An 18,180-nucleotide genomic window follows, 5' to 3' on the forward strand; every position below is an offset into this window, starting at 1 on the left:
CAGGTCTTTAACGCAACGGCACCGGTCGAACATGAAAAGGACGCGCACAAGAGCCTTCGTAATCTGCAAGACCACGCACGCCCGCTATGCAGTTGGTGGCTGAAGCAAAAAGCCACCGACCTCAAACCGCTTCGCCTCGGGCGAACGCTGCTCTGGCTATCGATTGACAGCCTACCTGAGCGCAACGCCGACCAGATCACAGCTCTTCGAGGCGTTCCGGCAGACAAGCTTGGCAGCTACCGTGAGCGTTTCGCCCAAGGGCTCTACGCTGATCTGCTGGCTGATCTGGAAGCAAGTATCGCTCGCGCACCCTTTTGGCTCGATGGGCAGCGCCTGGCTTGGGAATGCCTAAGTGAACTCGGGGCAGACCAAGCAATGCGTGAGGTGGAAATCCAGCTCGCATTATTCCTGCAGCGCATGCCGGGCCTGGACGAGTTGCGCTTTCATGATGGTACCCCTTTCGCCGATGCGGAAACCCGCGCCTGGATCAGTGCAAGGGTGATGCCGCACGTGCAGCCTGCACAAATCACAAGCGAACCGCCAAGCAACCAGGGAGCTGCGAAACCGGCATGGGAAGACGCCTTGCAGGAAGTCCTCCCACAGCTGCGCAAAGACGGCTTAAAAAGCGCCGTGCAGAAGCTCAAGCTTGGCCTTAACCAGGCCCGAGGCGGGCGCGAGCGCTTCTTCTGGCAGCTGACTTTGGCTCGTTTGTGCTTCCAGGCCAAGAAATACGACCTGGCCAAGACCCAACTGGAATCCCTCGATCAGACGCTGCAGGCCACGGGCCTGGGCGACTGGGAACCCGATCTCGCCCTCGAGGTGCTGCGTCTGTTGCATAGCTGCTGTGAGCTGCTACCGCAGAACCACGCCGTGCGTGAAAGCAAGGATGAGATTTACCGCAGGCTGTGCCACCTCGACCTCGAAGTGGTACTCGATTAGGCCCCCGGGCCGTAAACGCAAAGGAGAAGACCCATGGCCAAAGAAGGCTCGGTAGCCCCCAAAGAACGCATCAACGTCACCTTCAAGCCCTCGACCGGCGGTGCTCAGGAAGAGCTGGAACTGCCACTGAAGTTGATGGTGCTCGGCGACTTCACCCAGCGCGCCGACGATCGCAAGATCGAAGACCGCAAGCCGATCGCCATCGACAAGAACAGCTTCGACGAGGTCTTGGCCAAGCAGGAGCTGAACCTTACTTTCTCGGTTCCGAACCGTCTGCAGGACGAGCCCACCGATGAAGAGCTGGCCGTGCAGTTGAACATCAATTCGATGAAGGACTTCAACCCGGCCAACCTGGTCGAGCAGGTTCCCGAACTTAAGAAGCTGATGGAACTGCGCGACGCACTGGTCGCCCTCAAAGGCCCGCTGGGCAATGCCCCGGCCTTCCGCAAGGCGATCGAGAGCGTACTGGCCGACGACGTCTCGCGCGACCGCGTACTCGGTGAGCTGGGCCTCGCCGCCAAAGAACAACTGGACGCCTGATTACTCCGACAAGGAACGCCAACACCATGAGCACTAGCGCAGCAGCCGTCGAAAGCGGCAAGAACCTCGCCGAACTCGGCATCCTCGACCGCATCATCGCGGAAACCAAACTGACACCGGACGACGAGGCCTACGACATCGCCAAGCGCGGCGTATCCGCCTTCATCGAAGAACTCCTCAAGCCGCAGAATGAGCACGAGCCGGTCAAGAAGGCCATGGCCGACCGCATGATCGCGGAAATCGATGCCAAGCTCAGCCGCCAGATGGACGAGATCCTCCACCATCAGCAGTTCCAGGCGCTGGAATCCTCCTGGCGCGGCCTCAAGCTGCTGGTCGATCGCACCAACTTCCGCGAGAACATCAAGCTCGAAGTGCTCAACGCGTCCAAGCAGGACCTGCTCGACGACTTCGAGGACAGCCCGGAAGTGGTCCAGTCCGGCCTGTACAAGCACATCTACACCGCTGAATACGGCCAGTTCGGTGGCCAGCCGGTCGGCGCCCTGATCGCCAACTACTTCTTCGACCCGAGCGCACCGGACATCAAGACCATGCAGTACGTGGCCTCGGTCGCCAGCATGTCCCACGCCCCCTTCATTGCCGCGGCCGGTCCGAAATTCTTCGGTCTGGAAAGCTTCACCGGCCTGCCAGACCTGAAGGATCTGAAGGATCACTTCGAAGGCCCGCAGTTCGCCAAGTGGCAGAGCTTCCGCGAGCAGGAAGATGCCCGTTACGTCGGTCTAACCGTGCCACGCTTCCTGTTGCGCAACCCCTACGACCCAGAAGACAACCCGGTCAAATCCTTCGTGTACAAGGAAAACGTCGCCAACAGCCACGAGCATTACCTGTGGGGCAACACTGCGTACACCTTCGCCAGCCGTCTGACTGACAGCTTCGCCAAGTTCCGCTGGTGCCCGAACATCATCGGCCCGCAGAGCGGTGGCGCAGTCGAAGATCTGCCGCTGCATCACTTCGAGAGCATGGGCGAGATCGAAACCAAGATCCCGACCGAAGTTCTGGTCTCCGACCGTCGTGAATACGAGCTGGCCGAAGAAGGCTTCATCGCTCTGACCATGCGCAAGGGCAGCGACAATGCCGCGTTCTTCTCGGCCAACTCTGCGCAGAAGCCGAAGTTCTTCGGCAACAGCGAAGAAGGCAAGAATGCCGAGCTCAACTACAAGCTCGGTACTCAGCTGCCTTACCTGTTCATCGTCAACCGCCTCGCGCACTACCTCAAGGTGCTGCAGCGCGAGCAGATCGGTGCCTGGAAAGAGCGTACCGACCTGGAGCTGGAACTGAACAAGTGGATTCGCCAGTACGTGGCCGACCAGGAGAACCCAAGCTCCGAAGTCCGTAGCCGTCGTCCGTTGCGCGCTGCGCAAGTCGTCGTCAGCGACGTTGACGGTGAGCCGGGCTGGTACCGCGTCAGCCTGAACGTACGTCCGCACTTCAAGTACATGGGCGCCGACTTCACCCTGTCGCTGGTTGGCAAGCTAGATAAGGAGTAAGCCTCCATGGCCTACGGCAGCCTTTTCGAACGCCTCGGCGGTGATGCCGACAAGCGCGCCGGCTGGAGTCGCGAAGTCGCGGCAATGGCTTCGGTGGCTGCACATCTGGCCAAAATGCTCAGCACCCGGGCGGGCAGCGTGCAAACGTTGCCCGACTACGGGTTGCCCGATTTGAACGATATGCGCCTGTCGCTGCACGACTCGCTGCAACAGGCGCGTATCGCCATCGAACGCTTCATCGAAGCGTACGAGCCTCGCTTGAGCCAGGTCCGGGTGATATCCCTGCCCCGCGACCACGATCCATTGAGCCTGTCGTTCGCCATCGAAGGCCTGCTGGAAGTCGACGGCTTCAAGCGTCATGTGAGTTTTTCCGCGAGCCTGGATGGCAGCGGACAAGTCAAGGTCCACTAAGGAGAGCCTGATGTCCGGTAAACCCGCAGCCCGCCTGGGCGACCCCACCGATTGTCCCAAAAAGGGCCACGGCACCAACCCGATCGCGGCCGGCTCTCCCGACGTCCTGTTCGACGGCATGCCCGCCGCCCGAATGGGCGACCCGACCTGCTGCGGCAGCGCCTTGGCCAGCGCAGTCATCCCAACAGTGCTGATCAATGGCAAACCGGCCACTACGGTGGGTACGACGGGTGATCACGGCAATCCGGTGATCGCCGGGTCCGGCACCATCATCATCGGCGGTTGATGATGAGCCTCACAAGGATGGCTGGCTGATGTCTTTCAATCACTATTACCAGAGCGAACTCACTGCCCTGCGCCAACTCGGCAAGCGCTTCTCCGAGCGCAGCCCGGCGCTCGCGCCATTTCTCGGCCAGGCCGGGCGTGATCCGGATGTGGAGCGGCTGCTGGAAGGCTTCGCCTTTCTGACCGGGCGTCTGCGCCAGAAGCTCGATGACGAGCTGCCGGAGCTGACCCACTCGCTGATGCACCTTTTATGGCCGAACTACATGCGCCCGCTGCCGGCGTTCAGCATGTTGCAGTTCGATCCGGTCAAGCGGCCGGGGCCTGCATTGATGGTGCCGCGCAACACGCCAGTCGAATCCAAGCCGATCCAGGGCGTGACCTGCCGCTTTCGCACTGCCTACGCCACCGAAGTGCTGCCGTTGGCGCTCGACGCGTTGGACTACTCGGTCAAAGGCAGTGGCGCACTGCTGAGTCTGCGTCTGCAGATGACAGCCGATGGGCATCTGGGCGAGTTGAACCTCAAGCAGCTGCGCTTGCACTTGGCCGGCGAGCGCTATATCAGCCAGATGCTCTATCTCAGCCTGTTGCGCAATGTCGCTGGCGTGCAGCTGGTCGCGCTGGATGCCAGTGGCAAACCATTCACCGACGGGTTTGGCGTTGCGCTGCCGGCGCTCCATATCGATCCGTCGAAGCTTCAGCCGGTGGGATTTGCCGAAGACCAGGCGCTCATTCCCTACCCGCTCAACACGTTCCGCGGCTATCGCTACCTGCAGGAGTACTTCGCCTTTCAGGAGAAATTCCTGTTCGTCGACCTCCAGGGTCTCGACGCGCTCAAGCGTCTGCCGCTGGACGTCCTGGAGCAGGCTCGTGGCTTCGAGCTGCGTTTCGACATTCACAACGCGGGCGTGCAACGCATCCGTCCGACGCTGGATAACGTGCGCTTGTACTGCACGCCGGTGGTCAACCTGTTCGAGCACGACGCCATCCCGATTCGCCTGGACGGCAAGCAAGACCAGTATCTGTTGATGCCCTCGGAGCTCGACAGCAGCCAGTGCGGCGTCTTCTCGGTTGACCGCGTCACCGGTTGGAAACCCGGCGGCTTGGGTTACGAGGAATACGTGCCGTTCGAATCCTTCGAGCACGACCCCAGTTTCGACGTGCCGGTGGCGCGCCCGCATTACAGCGTGCGCCAGCAACCTTCGATGCTGGGCGACAGCCTCGAGACGTACCTCAGCTTTGGCCTGCGCAACCTCGACCAGCACGAGACGCTGTCCATCGAGCTGACCTGTACCAACCAGAATCTGCCGCACCAGCTGCGCCTGGGCGACATCTGCCTGCCCAGCGAGGACACGCCGGAGTTCCTGATCTTTCGCAACATCAGCGCCGTGACGCCGAGCTACGCGCCGCCGCTGCACCGCGACTTCCTTTGGAAGTTGATCAGCAACATGTCGCTCAACTACCTGTCGCTGGCAAACGTCGAGGCGCTCAAGGTGATCCTCGAAACCTATGACCTGCCGCGCTATTACGACCAGCACGCGGAGAAGGTCAGCAAGCGCCTGCTCGGCGGACTCAAGCAGATCAGTCATCAGCATGTCGACCGGCTGCACCGCGGCCTGCCGGTGCGCGGCGTGCGCACCGAGCTGGTGATGGACCCCGAGGGTTATCTGGGCGAGGGGGACCTGTTTCTCTTCGCCTCGATTCTCAATGAATTCTTTGCGCTGTACGCGAGCCTCAATTCGTACCACGAGCTGCGCGTCAGGAGCACACAGGGAGAGGTGTACCAATGGACGCCGCGCATGGGGCAACAGCCCCTGCTCTAAGGCCGGGTGCAAAGGCATGCGAGTTAGAGCCACGCAAGGCGAAGACGAACGAAGAAGCGCAGTTTACGAGGTGTAAATGAGCATTTTGAGTTCGGCTTCAACGCCGCCTGGCCGACACGCAGCTGGCTTTGAGCCCGGTCTGAACCGGATCAGCCGGGGCATCCGCGAATACAGCCTGTTCCAGGGTGTACTGCTTGTGATGGACCGTCTGAAAGCCGCGCATCCTGAGCTGGATGAAGAGTCGCTCTATGAGCACCTCGAGTTTCAGGCCAACCCGAGCCTGGGGTTTCCCGGCAGCGACATTGATCGCGTCGAGTTCTTCCACGAGCACGGCGAGCTGCGTGCGCGGCTGCGCATCAACTTGATCAGCCTGTTTGGTGCCGGGTCGCCCCTGCCCGCCTTCTACGGCGAGCAGGCCCTGGGAGACAGTGCCGAAGGGAACCCGACGCGCGAGTTACTCGACCTGTTCAACAACCGTCTGCAGCGCCTGATGCTGCCGATCTGGCAGAAATACCGCTACCGAGCGCGCTTCACCAGTGGCGCGCGCGACCCGCTTTCCGAGCAGCTGTTTGCCCTGATCGGGCTCGGAGGCGAGCAGATCCGCGCCGCTTCCGAGCTCAACTGGAAACGCCTGCTTCCGTATCTGGGGCTGCTAAGCCTGCGCGCGCACTCGGCCGCCTTGATCGAGTCGGTGCTGCGCTACTACTTCAAGCACGCCGACTTGCGCATCGAGCAATGCCTGGAGCGTCAGGTCGAGATTCTCGCTGAGCAACAGAATCGTCTCGGCCGCGCCAACAGCCAACTCGGCGAGAGCTTGGTACTCGGCGAACGGGTACGCGATCGCGGCGGCAAATTCCGTATCCACATCCGCCAGCTGAGCTGGGACCGATTCCACGAATTCCTGCCCGTGGGCAACGGCTACCAGCCGCTGTGCGCCCTGGTGCGCTTCACCCTGCGCGATCCACTCGACTACGACATTCGCCTGGAGCTGCGTCGCGACGAAATCCGCGAAATGCGCATCGGCGCCGAAAACCCCTGCCGCCTCGGCTGGACCAGTTGGCTCGGCAGCGAACGCGCCGACGGCATGGTCACACTGGGCAGCCAGACTCATTAAGGACGATGAAATGATCAACGTAGACCTACAACAACTGGTCCAGGCACTCGATGCCGAGACCAAGCGCGACCTCGAAGCTGCAGCAGAGCGCTGTGTGGTGCGTGGCGGCAGCAAGATTCTCGTCGAAGACCTGCTGCTGGGCCTGCTGGAGCGGCCCGAAGGCGTGCTTATGCGAGCCCTGCAAGACGCCGATGTCGACGCCGGAGCCCTCGCCCAGGCGCTGCAGCCGCGCGGCGAGCACAGCGAATCACGCAATCCGGTATTCTCCGCCGAACTGGTGCAGTGGCTGCAGGATGCCTTGCTGGTAGGCAACCTGGAACTCGGTCAGAGCCAGATCGACCAGGCCGCACTGATCCTGGCGCTGTTGCGCAACCCGATGCGCTACGCCGGTAGCCATTACCAACCGCTGCTGGCGCGCCTGAACGCCGAACGCCTGCGCGAATTCGCGCTGGCCCAGCAGCCAGTTTCCGCACCGGGCAAGGCAACGCCGGCAGGCGAATCCAATCTGTCGCGCTTCACCCACAACTTCACTCAGCAAGCCCGAGACGGCAAACTCGACCCGGTGCTATGCCGCGATGCGGCGATCCGTCAGATGATCGACATCCTCGCGCGGCGTCGCAAAAGCAACCCGATCGTGGTTGGCGAAGCCGGCGTGGGCAAGACTGCCATCGTCGAGGGTCTTGCCTTGCGCATTGCCAATGGCGAAGTCCCCGAAGCGCTCAAGGGCGTCGAGCTGTTGTGCCTGGACCTCGGTCTGCTGCAGGCCGGCGCCAGCGTCAAAGGTGAGTTCGAACGCCGCTTGCAGGGCGTGATCGACGAGGTCAAAGCGTCCCCCAAGCCGATCATCCTGTTCATCGATGAAGCCCACACCCTCATCGGCGCTGGCGGCCAGGCCGGCAGTGGCGACGCCGCCAATCTGCTCAAGCCAGCGCTGGCGCGTGGCGAATTGCGCACCATCGCCGCCACCACCTGGAGCGAGTACAAGAAGTATTTCGAGAAGGACCCTGCCCTTGCCCGGCGTTTTCAACCTGTCCAACTGCTTGAACCCACCGTCGACGAAGCGGTGACCATCCTGCGCGGCCTCGCACCGGTGTACGAAAAAAGTCATGGCATTTACCTGCGCGACGACGCCGTCGTGGCCGCTGCCGAGTTGTCGGCCCGTTACCTCGCTGGGCGCCAGCTGCCGGACAAGGCTGTCGATGTACTCGACACCGCCTGTGCCCGTGTGCGCATCAGTCTCGCTGCGGCTCCCGAAGCGCTGGAACGCCTGCGCGGCGAGATTGCCGAGGGCGAGCGCCAGGACCTCGCGCTGCGCCGCGACCTCGACGCCGGCCTGCACATCGATACCGAAAGACTGGATGCTCTGGAGACCCGCCTGGCGGCTGCCCGCGCCGAACTCGAGCAGCTGGAAACACGCTGGTCCACGCAACGCACGCTGGCCGAGCGCCTGCTGGAGCTTCGCAAGCAATGCGCTGCCGCGCGCCTGGCCCCAGCTACCGACTCCGATAGCGAAGCGCACCCGGACCTCGAGCAGCTTGAAGCCGAATTGCGTGATCTTCAGGTCGAACTCGCCAGCGCCCAAGCGACCGAGCGGCTGGTGAGTTTCGAGGTCTGCCCTCGCCTGGTGGCGGAAGTTATCAGCCACTGGACCGGCGTGCCGCTTTCTCAGCTCGCCCGGGAACACAACAGCAAGGTGCTCAGCTTCGCGAATGATCTTCGCCAGCGAGTACGGGGCCAGGCGCAAGCGATCGATGCGCTCGACCGCTCGATGCGTGCCACCGCAGCCGGACTGAACAAGCCCGACGCGCCTGTTGGCGTTTTCCTGCTGGTCGGCCCAAGCGGCGTCGGCAAGACCGAAACCGCACTGGCGCTCGCTGACCTGCTCTATGGCGGCGAGCGTTTCCTCACCACCATCAACATGTCCGAATTCCAGGAAAAGCACACCGTGTCCCGCCTGATCGGCGCGCCACCGGGCTACGTCGGTTACGGCGAAGGCGGCATGCTGACCGAGGCCGTTCGGCAGAAGCCGTATTCGGTGGTCCTGCTCGATGAAGTCGAAAAGGCCGACCCGGACGTGATGAATGTCTTCTATCAGATCTTCGACAAAGGCGTGGCCAACGATGGCGAGGGGCGCGAGATCAACTTCCGCAACACCCTTATCCTGATGACCAGCAACCTCGCCAGCGACCGTATCGCCAGCCTCTGCCAGGGCGACCAGCGCCCGGCAACCGAGGACTTGGAGCTGGCCATCCGCCCGGCGCTGACCCAGCACTTCAAGCCTGCACTCCTTGCTCGTATGCGCGTGGTGCCCTACTACCCCGTACAGGGCGAAGTGCTCAACGAACTGGTCGCGCTCAAGCTGTCGCGCTTCGGTGACCGTCTGGCGCGTCGCCAGCTGCAGTTCAGTCATTGCGAGGCGCTGGTCGAGAACCTCGCCGAGCGCTGCACCCACAGCGACAGCGGCGCGCGTCTGATCGACCATCTGATTGACCAACATTTGCAGCCGCTAGTGGTCGACCGTCTGCTCGACGCCATGGCCGGCGGCGAAGCGCTGCAACGCGTCCATGCCACCCTGGACAGCCAAGGAACGGTGGTTTGTGAGTTCGCTTAAGGTCCCGTCAGTGCTTACCGAACAATCTGCGCTTGCCAGTGCGCTACTGGATCGGCTCGCGGAGCTGGCCTGGACGACTGACACACGCGGCTGGCTGGACGGTCTGGTCAAGATGGCGGCGCAGTTGGCCAGCTGCCCGCTCGCTCAGCTCTACCTCCTGGATGCGACCCACACACGCCTGACCCTGTCGGCCGAATGGTTCGAAGGTTCGCCGCGGCAAGAAACAGCGAGCCTGCCCAGCGACTACCGTGACGAACAGCTGCTGCAGTACTGCCTCAGCCAGAATCGCCAGTTGAGCATCGTCCCGCTGGACGCCAACCTGCATGAAACCGGATTCCTGCCCGAGTCATCGCGCCCGTGGCGCAGCCTGTTGTGCCTGCCGTTGGAGAATGCTGAAGGCCATACCGTCGGGCTGATGGTGGCTGCCAGTACCGCCACCCAGGACCTCGCTATCGCAGCCGCAACCTTGACCAACCTTGGCCGTTTCGCCCTCAGCCAGGCCCATTTGCTCAAAAGACTGCACGGCGCAGCGCAACCTGCGCCTCCAGACACGGCCCCTGCACGACCTTGCGCCAGTGGCTACGGGCTGATCGGTGAGAGCTCGCGCATGCGCACGGTTTACGGACTGATCAGCAAGGTTTTGCATAACCCCGTGAGCGTTCTGCTGACTGGCGAAACCGGCACTGGAAAGGAACTCGTTGCCCGGGCCATTCATGATTGCGGCTCGCGTCGCAGTCAGGCGTTCGTAGGCCAGAACTGCGCGGCGTTGCCGGAACACTTACTGGAAAGCGAGCTGTTCGGCTATCGCAAGGGAGCCTTTACCGGCGCTGATCGTGATCACGAAGGGCTGTTTGACGCCGCCGACGGCGGCACGCTGTTTTTAGACGAGATCGGTGACATGCCGCTGACCTTGCAGGCCAAGCTTTTGCGTGTGCTGCAGGAAGGTGAAGTACGGCCGTTGGGGAGCACGCGCACGCACAAAGTCGATGTCCGGATTGTCGCCGCAACCCATCAGGACCTGCTCAAGCGTGTCGAGGAAGGCCGCTTTCGTGAGGACCTGTACTATCGCCTGTCCATCTTCCCGATCGAACTGCCGCCGCTGCGCGACCGAGATCAGGACGTGCTACGTCTAGCCCGCCATTTTGCCGACAACGCCTGCGGCTTTCTGCAGCGCAGTACCGTGCGCTGGTCGGACGCGGCGCTTGAGCAATTGGCCGATTATCCGTTTCCCGGCAACGTGCGTGAGCTCAAGGGGCTGGTCGAACGCGCCGTCCTCCTGTGCGACGGTGGCGAATTACTACCGGAACACTTCAGCCTGCGCACCGTGGATAACGAGCTGGACAGCACATTGAACTTGCGCGCGCGGCTCGAACGCGTCGAGCGTAACCTGCTGATTGATTGCTTGCGCAAGAACGGCGGCAACCAGAGCCAGGCCGCCCGCGAGCTGGGCCTGCCCCGGCGTACCCTGCTGTACCGCATGGAACGGCTGAACATCAGCCCCGCAGATCTCTAAGGACGGAGCAGAGACCATGTTCAACCCGGCCAACGACACTCATTTCAGCCTCGCCATCGAAGGCGTCGAGCACGACCTGCAAGTCCTCGAGTTCAAGGGCCGCGAGGCGCTTTCCCAGCCCTTCGCCTTCGAGCTGGAACTGGTCAGCGAACGCCCTGACCTGGACCTGGAAAGCCTGCTGCACCAGCCAGCTTTTTTGTCCCTCTCGCCGGCCGGCAACGGCATCCATGGCCTCATCTACCGCGTCGCCCAGGGCGATTCCGGCAGGCGCCTGACCCGCTACCACATCACCCTGCGGCCCCAGCTGGCCTACTTGGCTCACCGCACCAACCAGCGCATCTTCCAGCACCTGACGGTGGAAAAGATCATCGCCCAGGTGCTGGAAGAGCATGGCATCCAGGCCAACGCCTTCCGCTTCGGCCTCGGCTCGGTCTATCCCGAGCGTGACTACTGCGTGCAGTACGATGAGAGCGACCTGCATTTCATCCAGCGCCTGTGCGAGGAGCAGGGTATTCATTACCACTTCCAGCACAGCGCCGCGGGCCACGTGCTGGTGTTCGGCGACGACCAGACGGGCTTTCCCAAGCTCTCACCGGTGGCCTATCAGCAGGATTCAGGCCTCGTCGCCGACGAGCCGGTGGTCAGGCGCTTCGGCCTGCGGGTCGAGACGCGCACTAGCCGCGTCACCCGCCGCGACTACGATTTCGAAAAGCCGCGTCTGACGATGGAAGGCGCTTTTCAGAGTGAATTCCAACCGGACCTGGAAGACTATGACTACCCCGGCCGCTTCACCGAGCGCGCCCGCGGTAAGCACCTGTCCCAACGCGCGCTTGAGCGCCACCGCAGCGACTTCGAACTGGCCGAAGGCGAAAGCGACCAGCCGCAGCTGGTCACCGGCCACTTCCTCGCGCTGACCGAACACCCGCGTGGTGACTGGAACCAGCTCTGGCTGCTGAACGAAATCCTCCACGAAGGCAAGCAGCCGCAGGTGCTGGAAGAGTCGGTGACGACCGACAGCCTCGCCCGTGACGGTTTTACTCAAGGCTACCGCAACCACTTCACCGCCACGCCGTGGGACATCCCCTTCCGCCCCGCGCTGAAGCATCCCAAGCCCAAGGTCCTCGGCAGCCAGACCGCCGTGGTCACAGGCCCTGCCGGTGAAGAAATCCACTGCGACGAGTACGGCCGCGTGAAGGTCCAGTTCCACTGGGACCGAGAGGGCCAGGCCGACGACAAGACCAGCTGCTGGATGCGTGTCAGCTCAAGCTGGGCGGGTGACCGCTACGGCGGCATCGCCATTCCCCGCGTCGGGATGGAAGTGCTGGTGACTTTTCTCGAAGGCGACCCTGATCAGCCTTCGGTCACCGGCTGCCTGTACCACAAGGAGCATGTCGTCCCGTACGACCTGCCGGCCAACAAGACCCGCAGCGTCTTCAAGACCCTCAGCAGCCCGGGCGGTGGCGGCTATAACGAATTGCGCATCGAAGACCGCAAAGGCGCCGAGCAGATCTACGTCCACGCCCAGCGCGACTGGGACGAGAACATCGAACACGATCAGAAGATCCGCGTCGGCCACGAACGCCACGACACCGTCGAGGCCAACAGCTACAGCGAATTCAAGGCAGAAGAACACCGCACCACCCACGCCGACCGCAAGACCGAAATCCGTGCCAACGACCACCTGACCGTGGGCAACACCCAGCACGTGAAGATCGGCACCGGGCAGTTCATCGAGGCGGGCAACGAAATCCACTACTACGCCGGCAGCAAGGTCGTCATCGACGCCGGCATGGAGCTCACCGCCAATGGCGGGGGCAGCTTCCTAAAACTCGACCCGAGCGGCGTCACGCTGAATGGCGCGACCATCAAGATGAATTCGGGCGGCGCGCCGGGAAAAGGTTCAGGCAGCCATCCCATCCTGCCGGGGCAGGTGCTACTAGCTGACAGCGACCGCGCCGGTTCTCTGCTGGCCCAGCTTCCTGGACAGGAAAAAGTGCGGCTGGCACCGCCCGCGGGCATTTGCGTGGAATGCTTGCTTAAAGCCGTCCGCGAGCGAGCAGCCATTCTCTCAGGGGAGCAGCGATGAGTGATTTCGAGCTCGGCGAACCGGATTGGACTCGCGCCTGCGCCGAGGGTCGCACCTTGGCCCTGATCATCGAACAAGCCCTGCTCAGCTCCGATCAACGCAACGGATTGGTCGAGGTAGAGAGTAATCATTGGCCCTTAATGTCGCAGCCGGAGGTCGCCCATCTGCGCGACGTCGGCCCATTGCTGCTAGACATGACCGGCCGACCGTTCGACGACCTTGTAGCCCTATACAGCTTGCTCGATGTCGGCTTGCTTGGCTGGATGAGCAGCCCGGTGTCTGCTCAGCAATTGGCCAATCATCTTAGCGACGCACTGGCATGCGTAGATGCAAACGGGACCTCATTGTTGATCCGGAGCTATGCCCCACCGGCGTTGCCGCTACTACACCAGCGATCAGACCAGCCATGGCACCGATGGCTGTTCGGACCTGTCGAGACCTGGTGGGCCAGAACAGAGCAGGGTTGGCAACGTTTCGCCGGACTAGCGCAGCGCGAGATCGCTGAATACCACCCGATCCGTCTGGACGACGCGTTGATGCGCGACTTGCAGCACGATGCTCGCGCTGAGCAATTGCTTCAGCAAGTCGTCAACATTGCGCCGGAATCCTTCGCCAGCGATTGCCATGGCGAGCGGCTGAAACAGGTGCAGCGACTGCTTGATGTCGCTGAAGAGCAGAAGCTGGAGCAACCGGATGATCAGGCGTTTTTCGTGCTGTACAGCCTCATAGCAAAAACGTCGCTGCACGACCGCCCTGACTGGCCCGATATCCTGCGACGCATCGACCACGAACACGCCACGCTCGAACGAGTCCTGGCAGCAGAAGAAGGAATCTAATGTGAGTCGGCTACAAGCTCTCAAAACCCGTTGGCAATCCCTATCACCCCTACACAAGGGACTGTTCCAGCTATTGCTCTGGGGATCGCTGGTCGTGGCCTACGTCATCTGGCAGGCCCTGCGTATGCCGGGTGCAGCGCTTTATGGCCACAACCATACCGATAGGCCGATCTTCAGTTATTTCGTCAATGACAACTGGGGCGGTAACGGCGGTGTGACCTGCTGCTGGCGTATCGAGGGCGAGACGCTGAAGGTGGAGTGGATCAAAAGCATGACACGCACCCAATACGACCATGGTGCCAGGGAGGAAACCCTCACGCTCGAACTGCCCAACCCTCGGCGCCAGCGGACCGACGATACCCTGCACGTCCATTTCCTGCCGGGAGACCAGGTGCGTCTGGCCTGGAGCAATGCCCATACCAGCCCGCTGAGGGATGAACTGAGTGAGTTTTACGCCAGGGACAAGGAGGTCCAAACCCAATGAGCGTACGTCAATTTGATCAGGCCGCTGCGGCATTGGCCCGCTGTGGGGAGCGGTTAGAAAACAGTCATGTGGTGCGCTGTGAACGCACCCTGCGAATCGGCTTTTTCTTTGATGGATTTGGACGGCATTTACTTAAGGACGTACATACCGGGCGCGTCAGCAATGTCGCCAAACTCTACCTAGCTCACCCTGTCGACACGCCGAGCCAACTACCTGACCCTATGTTCGCTTGCCGCAAGGTCTATATCTCTGGGCTGGGCGAGGACTACGACGCTGACCTGACCATCACGGCCAACGGCTCACTGGACAGTTTCGGCGGAACAGCGGCCGATGTACCTAAGGACGTGGCGCTGGATCAAGGAAAAGAGGCATTCAAGGATCTTTGGAAACAACGCAACTGGTGGGAGCGCTTCAAGCACGACCTGAGCGAGCTGGGTCGGCACCCGCAAAGCGCGTTGAAGGTGCTAAAAGGCGCGGCGATCGACGCCACCGTTGAGGCTGTGGCGCCACTACGTGACCATCCATTCACCGCTCAGTTGCTCAAGACCGGGGCGAATACCCGGGTAGATGGTGCAATCAGCCGTTTGAATAAGGATATTGATGAATTGCGCAAGGCGCATGGCCCACGTCTGAAACGAATCGAGCTGTCGGTCTACGGGTTCGACTATGGAGGCACACTGGCGCGTGGCTTTCTGCATCGGCTGCTAGGCCGCTGCTTGATCGATGGAGACATGGTGGAATATCAAGGCATCCAGCTGGTAGTGCTGTTCGTGGGCCTATTCGATGCGGTCGATCGCAGCCATATCGAGGTGCCACTAGTCGACGACCTGTTGACCGGTCCTTTACGCACCGTATTGGGCGATTCCAATAGCCTGCCCTCTCAGGTGCGCCAGGCCTTACATCTGGTAGCAGCCCATGAGCGGCGTTTCTACCGTCGCGCCAGCCTTCTCGGTAACGGCAACCCGAGCTGGCGCGAAGAACTTATGCCTGGAGTCAGCGAGGACATCGGAGGCAGCTTGCTGCCCGGCGAGCAGAAGCCCAGTGCCGAGCTGGCGCTTGTCAGCCTGCATCGGATGTACCAAGCGGCGTTTAGGGCGGGTGTGCCTTTCCCCCACCTAGAAGATCTAGCAGACGTCGACATGAAAGCCGCTCAACTATTTGCCTACAACGATCATGTCGCCGGCAAGAATGCCTACGCATTGGTCAGGCACTATCAGCGAGCGGCCGAACTCAGCATTGCACAACTGCGTGAGCTCGGGCTGGGCAAGAAGGGCCCCTTCCTTGGCCATATGCGCTTGTATGTCCGCTGGCTGGCATCGCTTTGGCGACCTTATGTAGAACGCCTACGCGAGATCGGCGAAGAAGAGGATCGATTACACGCCAGCCAGTACCAGACCGGCACCAGTCGTGGCCTGCTAGGGTTACAGCGCGAAAGCCAGGAACACAGACAGGCCCGGCTGGAGCGCACCCGGGAACTGCAAGCGGAACGCGAGACCTTACGTGCTCAACTGGGCTGGTTGGAGGACGTGGATAACGAGGCTCGCCGCATGCGCACTGCGTTGAAAGCGCACGGACGCGCAGCAGCCGGTGGTTCGCAGCAATCAGCAATATGGGTTGTATTACTGGACCACGAGTGGTTTAACGAGCGCCCCACTCCCCTACCGAACGAACCGAGCCAATTATTCGGCCACTTCATCCACGACCAGATGGTACACACTACGGCTCAACGCTCGGCTAAGACATTCGGCGGCCTGCAGTATTTCGATATTCGTGGCTTCGACACGGCATAAACGACTGCATGACGTCGAGCCGTCGGGGATGTTTGGCGTCATGTCACCCGCGCAAGTATCGGCGTTTGATGTGAGGGTGTGTTCAAGCTCGCTTTGGCTTTGCCATAGAAGCCCTGCGATCAGCACAGCGTCCGAAGCTGGTGCAGCTGAAGGGTCGCGACGGTTCAAATGGCTTCAGTAACCCCCGGAGCTCAATAGTGCTCCGCATGTCCATAAACCGAAGCTTCACGTTGAACCAGCGAGCAACGTTTGTAGCTGCAGCTCTCGTTTCAACTCCAACCCCACCCTTTTTCGTGACCCCGTTCACCCCGTTAAACAACCCGGTGAACTTCAATACTCAGCCTGGGTCTCGCGCCGCCGATTTCGGCGGGCGGACCGCCAGCCCACACGCTTTCAAGGAGGAAATCGCGTGCTAGCCCGCTATTGCGCCCTCGCTCTATTCGCCGCATCCCTCGCCCTCGCCGGTTGCTCCGGCAACTACAAGTTCAACGACGATGAATATCGTCCATTGGGTGATCCGCAGGCGCCTACCCGCAGCAACTGATCCATCAGGAGAAAGGAACCATGGAACTGGTTTTCGATATGGTCAGTGCGCAGCAATTCGTACCGGGCCTGATCAGCAGCAAAACTTTCAAGCAGGCCGGCGGCATCATTGGTCGTGCCGAAGATTGCGACTGGGTCATCCCGGACCGCAAGCGTGTGTTGTCCAGCCGCCACGCCGAAGTGAGCTACCGGGACGGCGCTTTCTTCCTTACCGACACCAGCAGCAACGGCATCCAACTCAAGGACACCGGCGCGAGCCTGGACAAGGGCCGGGCGCAGCGCATCGAGCATGGCAGCGTTTATTGCCTGGGTGACTTTGAAATACGTGCGCGCCTGATTCAGGATCCGGCCTCGTTCGAAGGCGATATCGGCCGTCCGCAGCCGGCCGGCAGCATCATCCCGGACGATGCCTTCCTCGATCTCGACCCGCTCACTGCCCTGGATCAGCAGGAGCGCGTCTACGCTGAGGTTGACGACCTCACCGCTGTGCTCGCTCCGTCGCGAGCGCAGGCTCAGCAGCGCGATTACGCCCAGATCGACGAGGAGAACCTTCAGGTCCCTGAACTGGTGATCCCCAAACCGGCCATGCAGCCCAAGGCTGCGCCAGAGCCTGAGCGCCTGCCGCCCGGCTTCTGGGCACGTTTTGGTGAGGCGCTGGGCGTTGACCTCGAAGGGCTTGATGAAGACGCGCGGCAAGCGCTGGTCCTGAAAGCCGCAGGCCTGCTCAAGCAGAGCGTCGGCGGATTGCAGCAAGCGCTGCGCACCCGCGGCGAGCTGAAGAACGAGATGCGTCTGTCGCTCACGACTGTGCAGAGCGCCGGCAATAACCCGCTCAAACACAGCATCGACAGCGGTGAAGCCTTGAGCCTTCTTCTGCGCGGCGGTAAGGCCGGGCAGCTGCCCGCCGAACAGGCGCTGGGGCGTGCTTATCGTGACCTGCAAGCGCATCAGGTGGCCATGCTGGCTGCCAGTCGAGCCGCCATCAAAGGCATGCTCGAACAGCTATCGCCCGATCAGTTGGCGCTGCGCTTCGAGCGCGATAACAAGCCGCTCATCTCGACGTCCGGTAGTCGCTGGCGTGCCTATCGGCGCCTGCACCTGGCCATGCAGCGTGACGATGACTGGAGCGAGCGGCTATTCGCTCGCGACTTCGCCCAGGCTTACGAGGAGCAGGTTCGCCTGATTGCCACTCTCAACACCGACCTTCAAGGATGATGTCCATGTCTCGCCTTTTTCCCGCCGCGGTGTTCGCGGCGTTAGCCGTGCTGGGTGGCTGCTCTGCGCTATCGCCCAACTCCGATCTGACCAAGCTGGACCTGTCGCTACAAGGCAGCGACCGGCTCAATCCAGACCTCAACGGCCGGCCTTCACCCATCGTGATTCGCCTGATCGAACTCAAGCATCCGGTGGCCTTCGAGAACGCCGATTTCTTCTCGCTCTATCAGCGCCCCAAGGAGGCGCTGTCGCCGGACCTGGTGGTCCAGGAAGAGCTGGAACTTCGCCCGGGCGAACAACGCGACCTCAAGCTCTTCGTGCAGGAAGGCAGCCGTTATGTCGGCGTGCTGGCCGCCTACCGCGACCTGCCTGAATCCAGCTGGCGTTTCGTCATTCCGCTGCAGCAAAAAGCACAGAACCGCATCGAGCTGAAGCTCGACGAGCACGGTATCAAAGCCATCGACTCCCTTGCGAAGGGGAACTGATCG

The 18,180-nt window shown here is 61.8% G+C and carries 16 protein-coding genes (1 of these 16 running past the window's edge); all 16 read left to right on the forward strand.

The window, feature by feature from the left end:
• On the forward strand, positions 1-939 hold the 3' portion of the coding sequence (tssA, locus tag JQR87_RS18400; protein ID WP_407294436.1) for a type VI secretion system protein TssA. The gene continues 624 nt to the left of window position 1, outside the view; the window shows 939 of its 1,563 coding nt (coding positions 625-1,563); the start codon falls outside the window, past its left edge; it ends in the stop codon at positions 937-939.
• A 33-nt stretch (positions 940-972) separates the two neighbouring features.
• A complete protein-coding gene (gene tssB / locus JQR87_RS18405; RefSeq protein ID WP_025240329.1) occupies positions 973-1,479 on the forward strand; it encodes a type VI secretion system contractile sheath small subunit in 507 nt (168 codons plus the stop codon).
• Between the two features lie 26 nt (positions 1,480-1,505).
• Positions 1,506-2,984, forward strand: a complete 1,479-nt coding sequence (gene tssC, locus JQR87_RS18410; RefSeq protein ID WP_407294434.1) for a type VI secretion system contractile sheath large subunit — start codon at positions 1,506-1,508, stop codon at positions 2,982-2,984.
• Between the two features lie 6 nt (positions 2,985-2,990).
• On the forward strand, positions 2,991-3,395 hold the full coding sequence (gene tssE, locus JQR87_RS18415; protein WP_045160064.1) for a type VI secretion system baseplate subunit TssE: 405 nt from the start codon (positions 2,991-2,993) through the stop codon (positions 3,393-3,395).
• A 10-nt stretch (positions 3,396-3,405) separates the two neighbouring features.
• Positions 3,406-3,681: a PAAR domain-containing protein gene (locus tag JQR87_RS18420; protein WP_407294432.1), complete on the forward strand. Its 276-nt coding sequence runs from the start codon at positions 3,406-3,408 to the stop codon at positions 3,679-3,681.
• A gap of 28 nt (positions 3,682-3,709) precedes the next feature.
• Positions 3,710-5,500: a type VI secretion system baseplate subunit TssF gene (gene tssF / locus JQR87_RS18425; protein WP_407294431.1), complete on the forward strand. Its 1,791-nt coding sequence runs from the start codon at positions 3,710-3,712 to the stop codon at positions 5,498-5,500.
• 76 nt (positions 5,501-5,576) lie between these two features.
• The gene (tssG, locus tag JQR87_RS18430) at positions 5,577-6,614 is read left to right on the forward strand and encodes a type VI secretion system baseplate subunit TssG (RefSeq protein ID WP_407294430.1); all 1,038 of its coding nucleotides are present in this window, start codon (positions 5,577-5,579) and stop codon (positions 6,612-6,614) included.
• Between the two features lie 10 nt (positions 6,615-6,624).
• Positions 6,625-9,225, forward strand: coding sequence for a type VI secretion system ATPase TssH (gene tssH, locus JQR87_RS18435; RefSeq protein ID WP_407294428.1), 2,601 nt, complete (start codon positions 6,625-6,627; stop codon positions 9,223-9,225).
• Positions 9,179-10,738 (forward strand): sigma-54 interaction domain-containing protein, encoded by a 1,560-nt coding sequence (locus JQR87_RS18440; protein ID WP_434157844.1) that lies wholly within the window; start codon positions 9,179-9,181, stop codon positions 10,736-10,738. Before tssH ends, JQR87_RS18440 begins: the two co-directional genes overlap by 47 nt.
• 16 nt (positions 10,739-10,754) lie before the next feature.
• Positions 10,755-12,824, forward strand: coding sequence for a type VI secretion system tip protein VgrG (locus JQR87_RS18445; RefSeq protein ID WP_407294425.1), 2,070 nt, complete (start codon positions 10,755-10,757; stop codon positions 12,822-12,824).
• On the forward strand, positions 12,821-13,660 hold the full coding sequence (locus tag JQR87_RS18450; protein WP_407294424.1) for a DUF4123 domain-containing protein: 840 nt from the start codon (positions 12,821-12,823) through the stop codon (positions 13,658-13,660). Before JQR87_RS18445 ends, JQR87_RS18450 begins: the two co-directional genes overlap by 4 nt.
• Before the next feature lies 1 nt (position 13,661).
• Entirely contained in the window at positions 13,662-14,144 is a 483-nt protein-coding gene (locus JQR87_RS18455; RefSeq protein ID WP_407294422.1) for a DUF3304 domain-containing protein, read from the forward strand.
• Positions 14,141-15,934 (forward strand): hypothetical protein, encoded by a 1,794-nt coding sequence (locus JQR87_RS18460; protein ID WP_407294421.1) that lies wholly within the window; start codon positions 14,141-14,143, stop codon positions 15,932-15,934. Before JQR87_RS18455 ends, JQR87_RS18460 begins: the two co-directional genes overlap by 4 nt.
• 409 nt (positions 15,935-16,343) lie before the next feature.
• Positions 16,344-16,478 carry a type VI secretion protein gene (locus tag JQR87_RS18465; protein WP_407294419.1) on the forward strand — a complete coding sequence of 45 codons (135 nt, stop codon included), beginning with the start codon at positions 16,344-16,346 and terminating at the stop codon, positions 16,476-16,478.
• 20 nt (positions 16,479-16,498) lie between these two features.
• Entirely contained in the window at positions 16,499-17,692 is a 1,194-nt protein-coding gene (tagH, locus tag JQR87_RS18470; RefSeq protein ID WP_407294418.1) for a type VI secretion system-associated FHA domain protein TagH, read from the forward strand.
• Between the two features lie 5 nt (positions 17,693-17,697).
• Complete coding sequence (gene tssJ / locus JQR87_RS18475) at positions 17,698-18,177, forward strand: type VI secretion system lipoprotein TssJ (protein WP_407294416.1); 480 nt, start codon at positions 17,698-17,700, stop codon at positions 18,175-18,177.
• Positions 18,178-18,180 lie beyond the last annotated feature (3 nt).

Origin of the sequence: Stutzerimonas stutzeri (assembly GCF_051028275.1) — a bacterium.
Classification (GTDB): Bacteria; Pseudomonadota; Gammaproteobacteria; order Pseudomonadales; family Pseudomonadaceae; genus Stutzerimonas; species Stutzerimonas stutzeri_AS.

Excerpts from the sequence above, each read along its gene's own strand:
- tssB (WP_025240329.1), top strand. The coding sequence starts at position 973 with ATGGCCAAAGAAGGCTCGGTAGCCCCCAAAGAACGCATCAACGTCACC.
- tssC (WP_407294434.1), top strand. The coding sequence starts at position 1,506 with ATGAGCACTAGCGCAGCAGCCGTCGAAAGCGGCAAGAACCTCGCCGAA.
- tssE (WP_045160064.1), top strand. The coding sequence starts at position 2,991 with ATGGCCTACGGCAGCCTTTTCGAACGCCTCGGCGGTGATGCCGACAAG.
- JQR87_RS18420 (WP_407294432.1), top strand. The coding sequence starts at position 3,406 with ATGTCCGGTAAACCCGCAGCCCGCCTGGGCGACCCCACCGATTGTCCC.
- tssF (WP_407294431.1), top strand. The coding sequence starts at position 3,710 with ATGTCTTTCAATCACTATTACCAGAGCGAACTCACTGCCCTGCGCCAA.
- tssG (WP_407294430.1), top strand. The coding sequence starts at position 5,577 with ATGAGCATTTTGAGTTCGGCTTCAACGCCGCCTGGCCGACACGCAGCT.
- tssH (WP_407294428.1), top strand. The coding sequence starts at position 6,625 with ATGATCAACGTAGACCTACAACAACTGGTCCAGGCACTCGATGCCGAG.
- JQR87_RS18440 (WP_434157844.1), top strand. The coding sequence starts at position 9,179 with ATGCCACCCTGGACAGCCAAGGAACGGTGGTTTGTGAGTTCGCTTAAG.
- JQR87_RS18445 (WP_407294425.1), top strand. The coding sequence starts at position 10,755 with ATGTTCAACCCGGCCAACGACACTCATTTCAGCCTCGCCATCGAAGGC.
- JQR87_RS18450 (WP_407294424.1), top strand. The coding sequence starts at position 12,821 with ATGAGTGATTTCGAGCTCGGCGAACCGGATTGGACTCGCGCCTGCGCC.
- JQR87_RS18460 (WP_407294421.1), top strand. The coding sequence starts at position 14,141 with ATGAGCGTACGTCAATTTGATCAGGCCGCTGCGGCATTGGCCCGCTGT.
- tagH (WP_407294418.1), top strand. The coding sequence starts at position 16,499 with ATGGAACTGGTTTTCGATATGGTCAGTGCGCAGCAATTCGTACCGGGC.
- tssJ (WP_407294416.1), top strand. The coding sequence starts at position 17,698 with ATGTCTCGCCTTTTTCCCGCCGCGGTGTTCGCGGCGTTAGCCGTGCTG.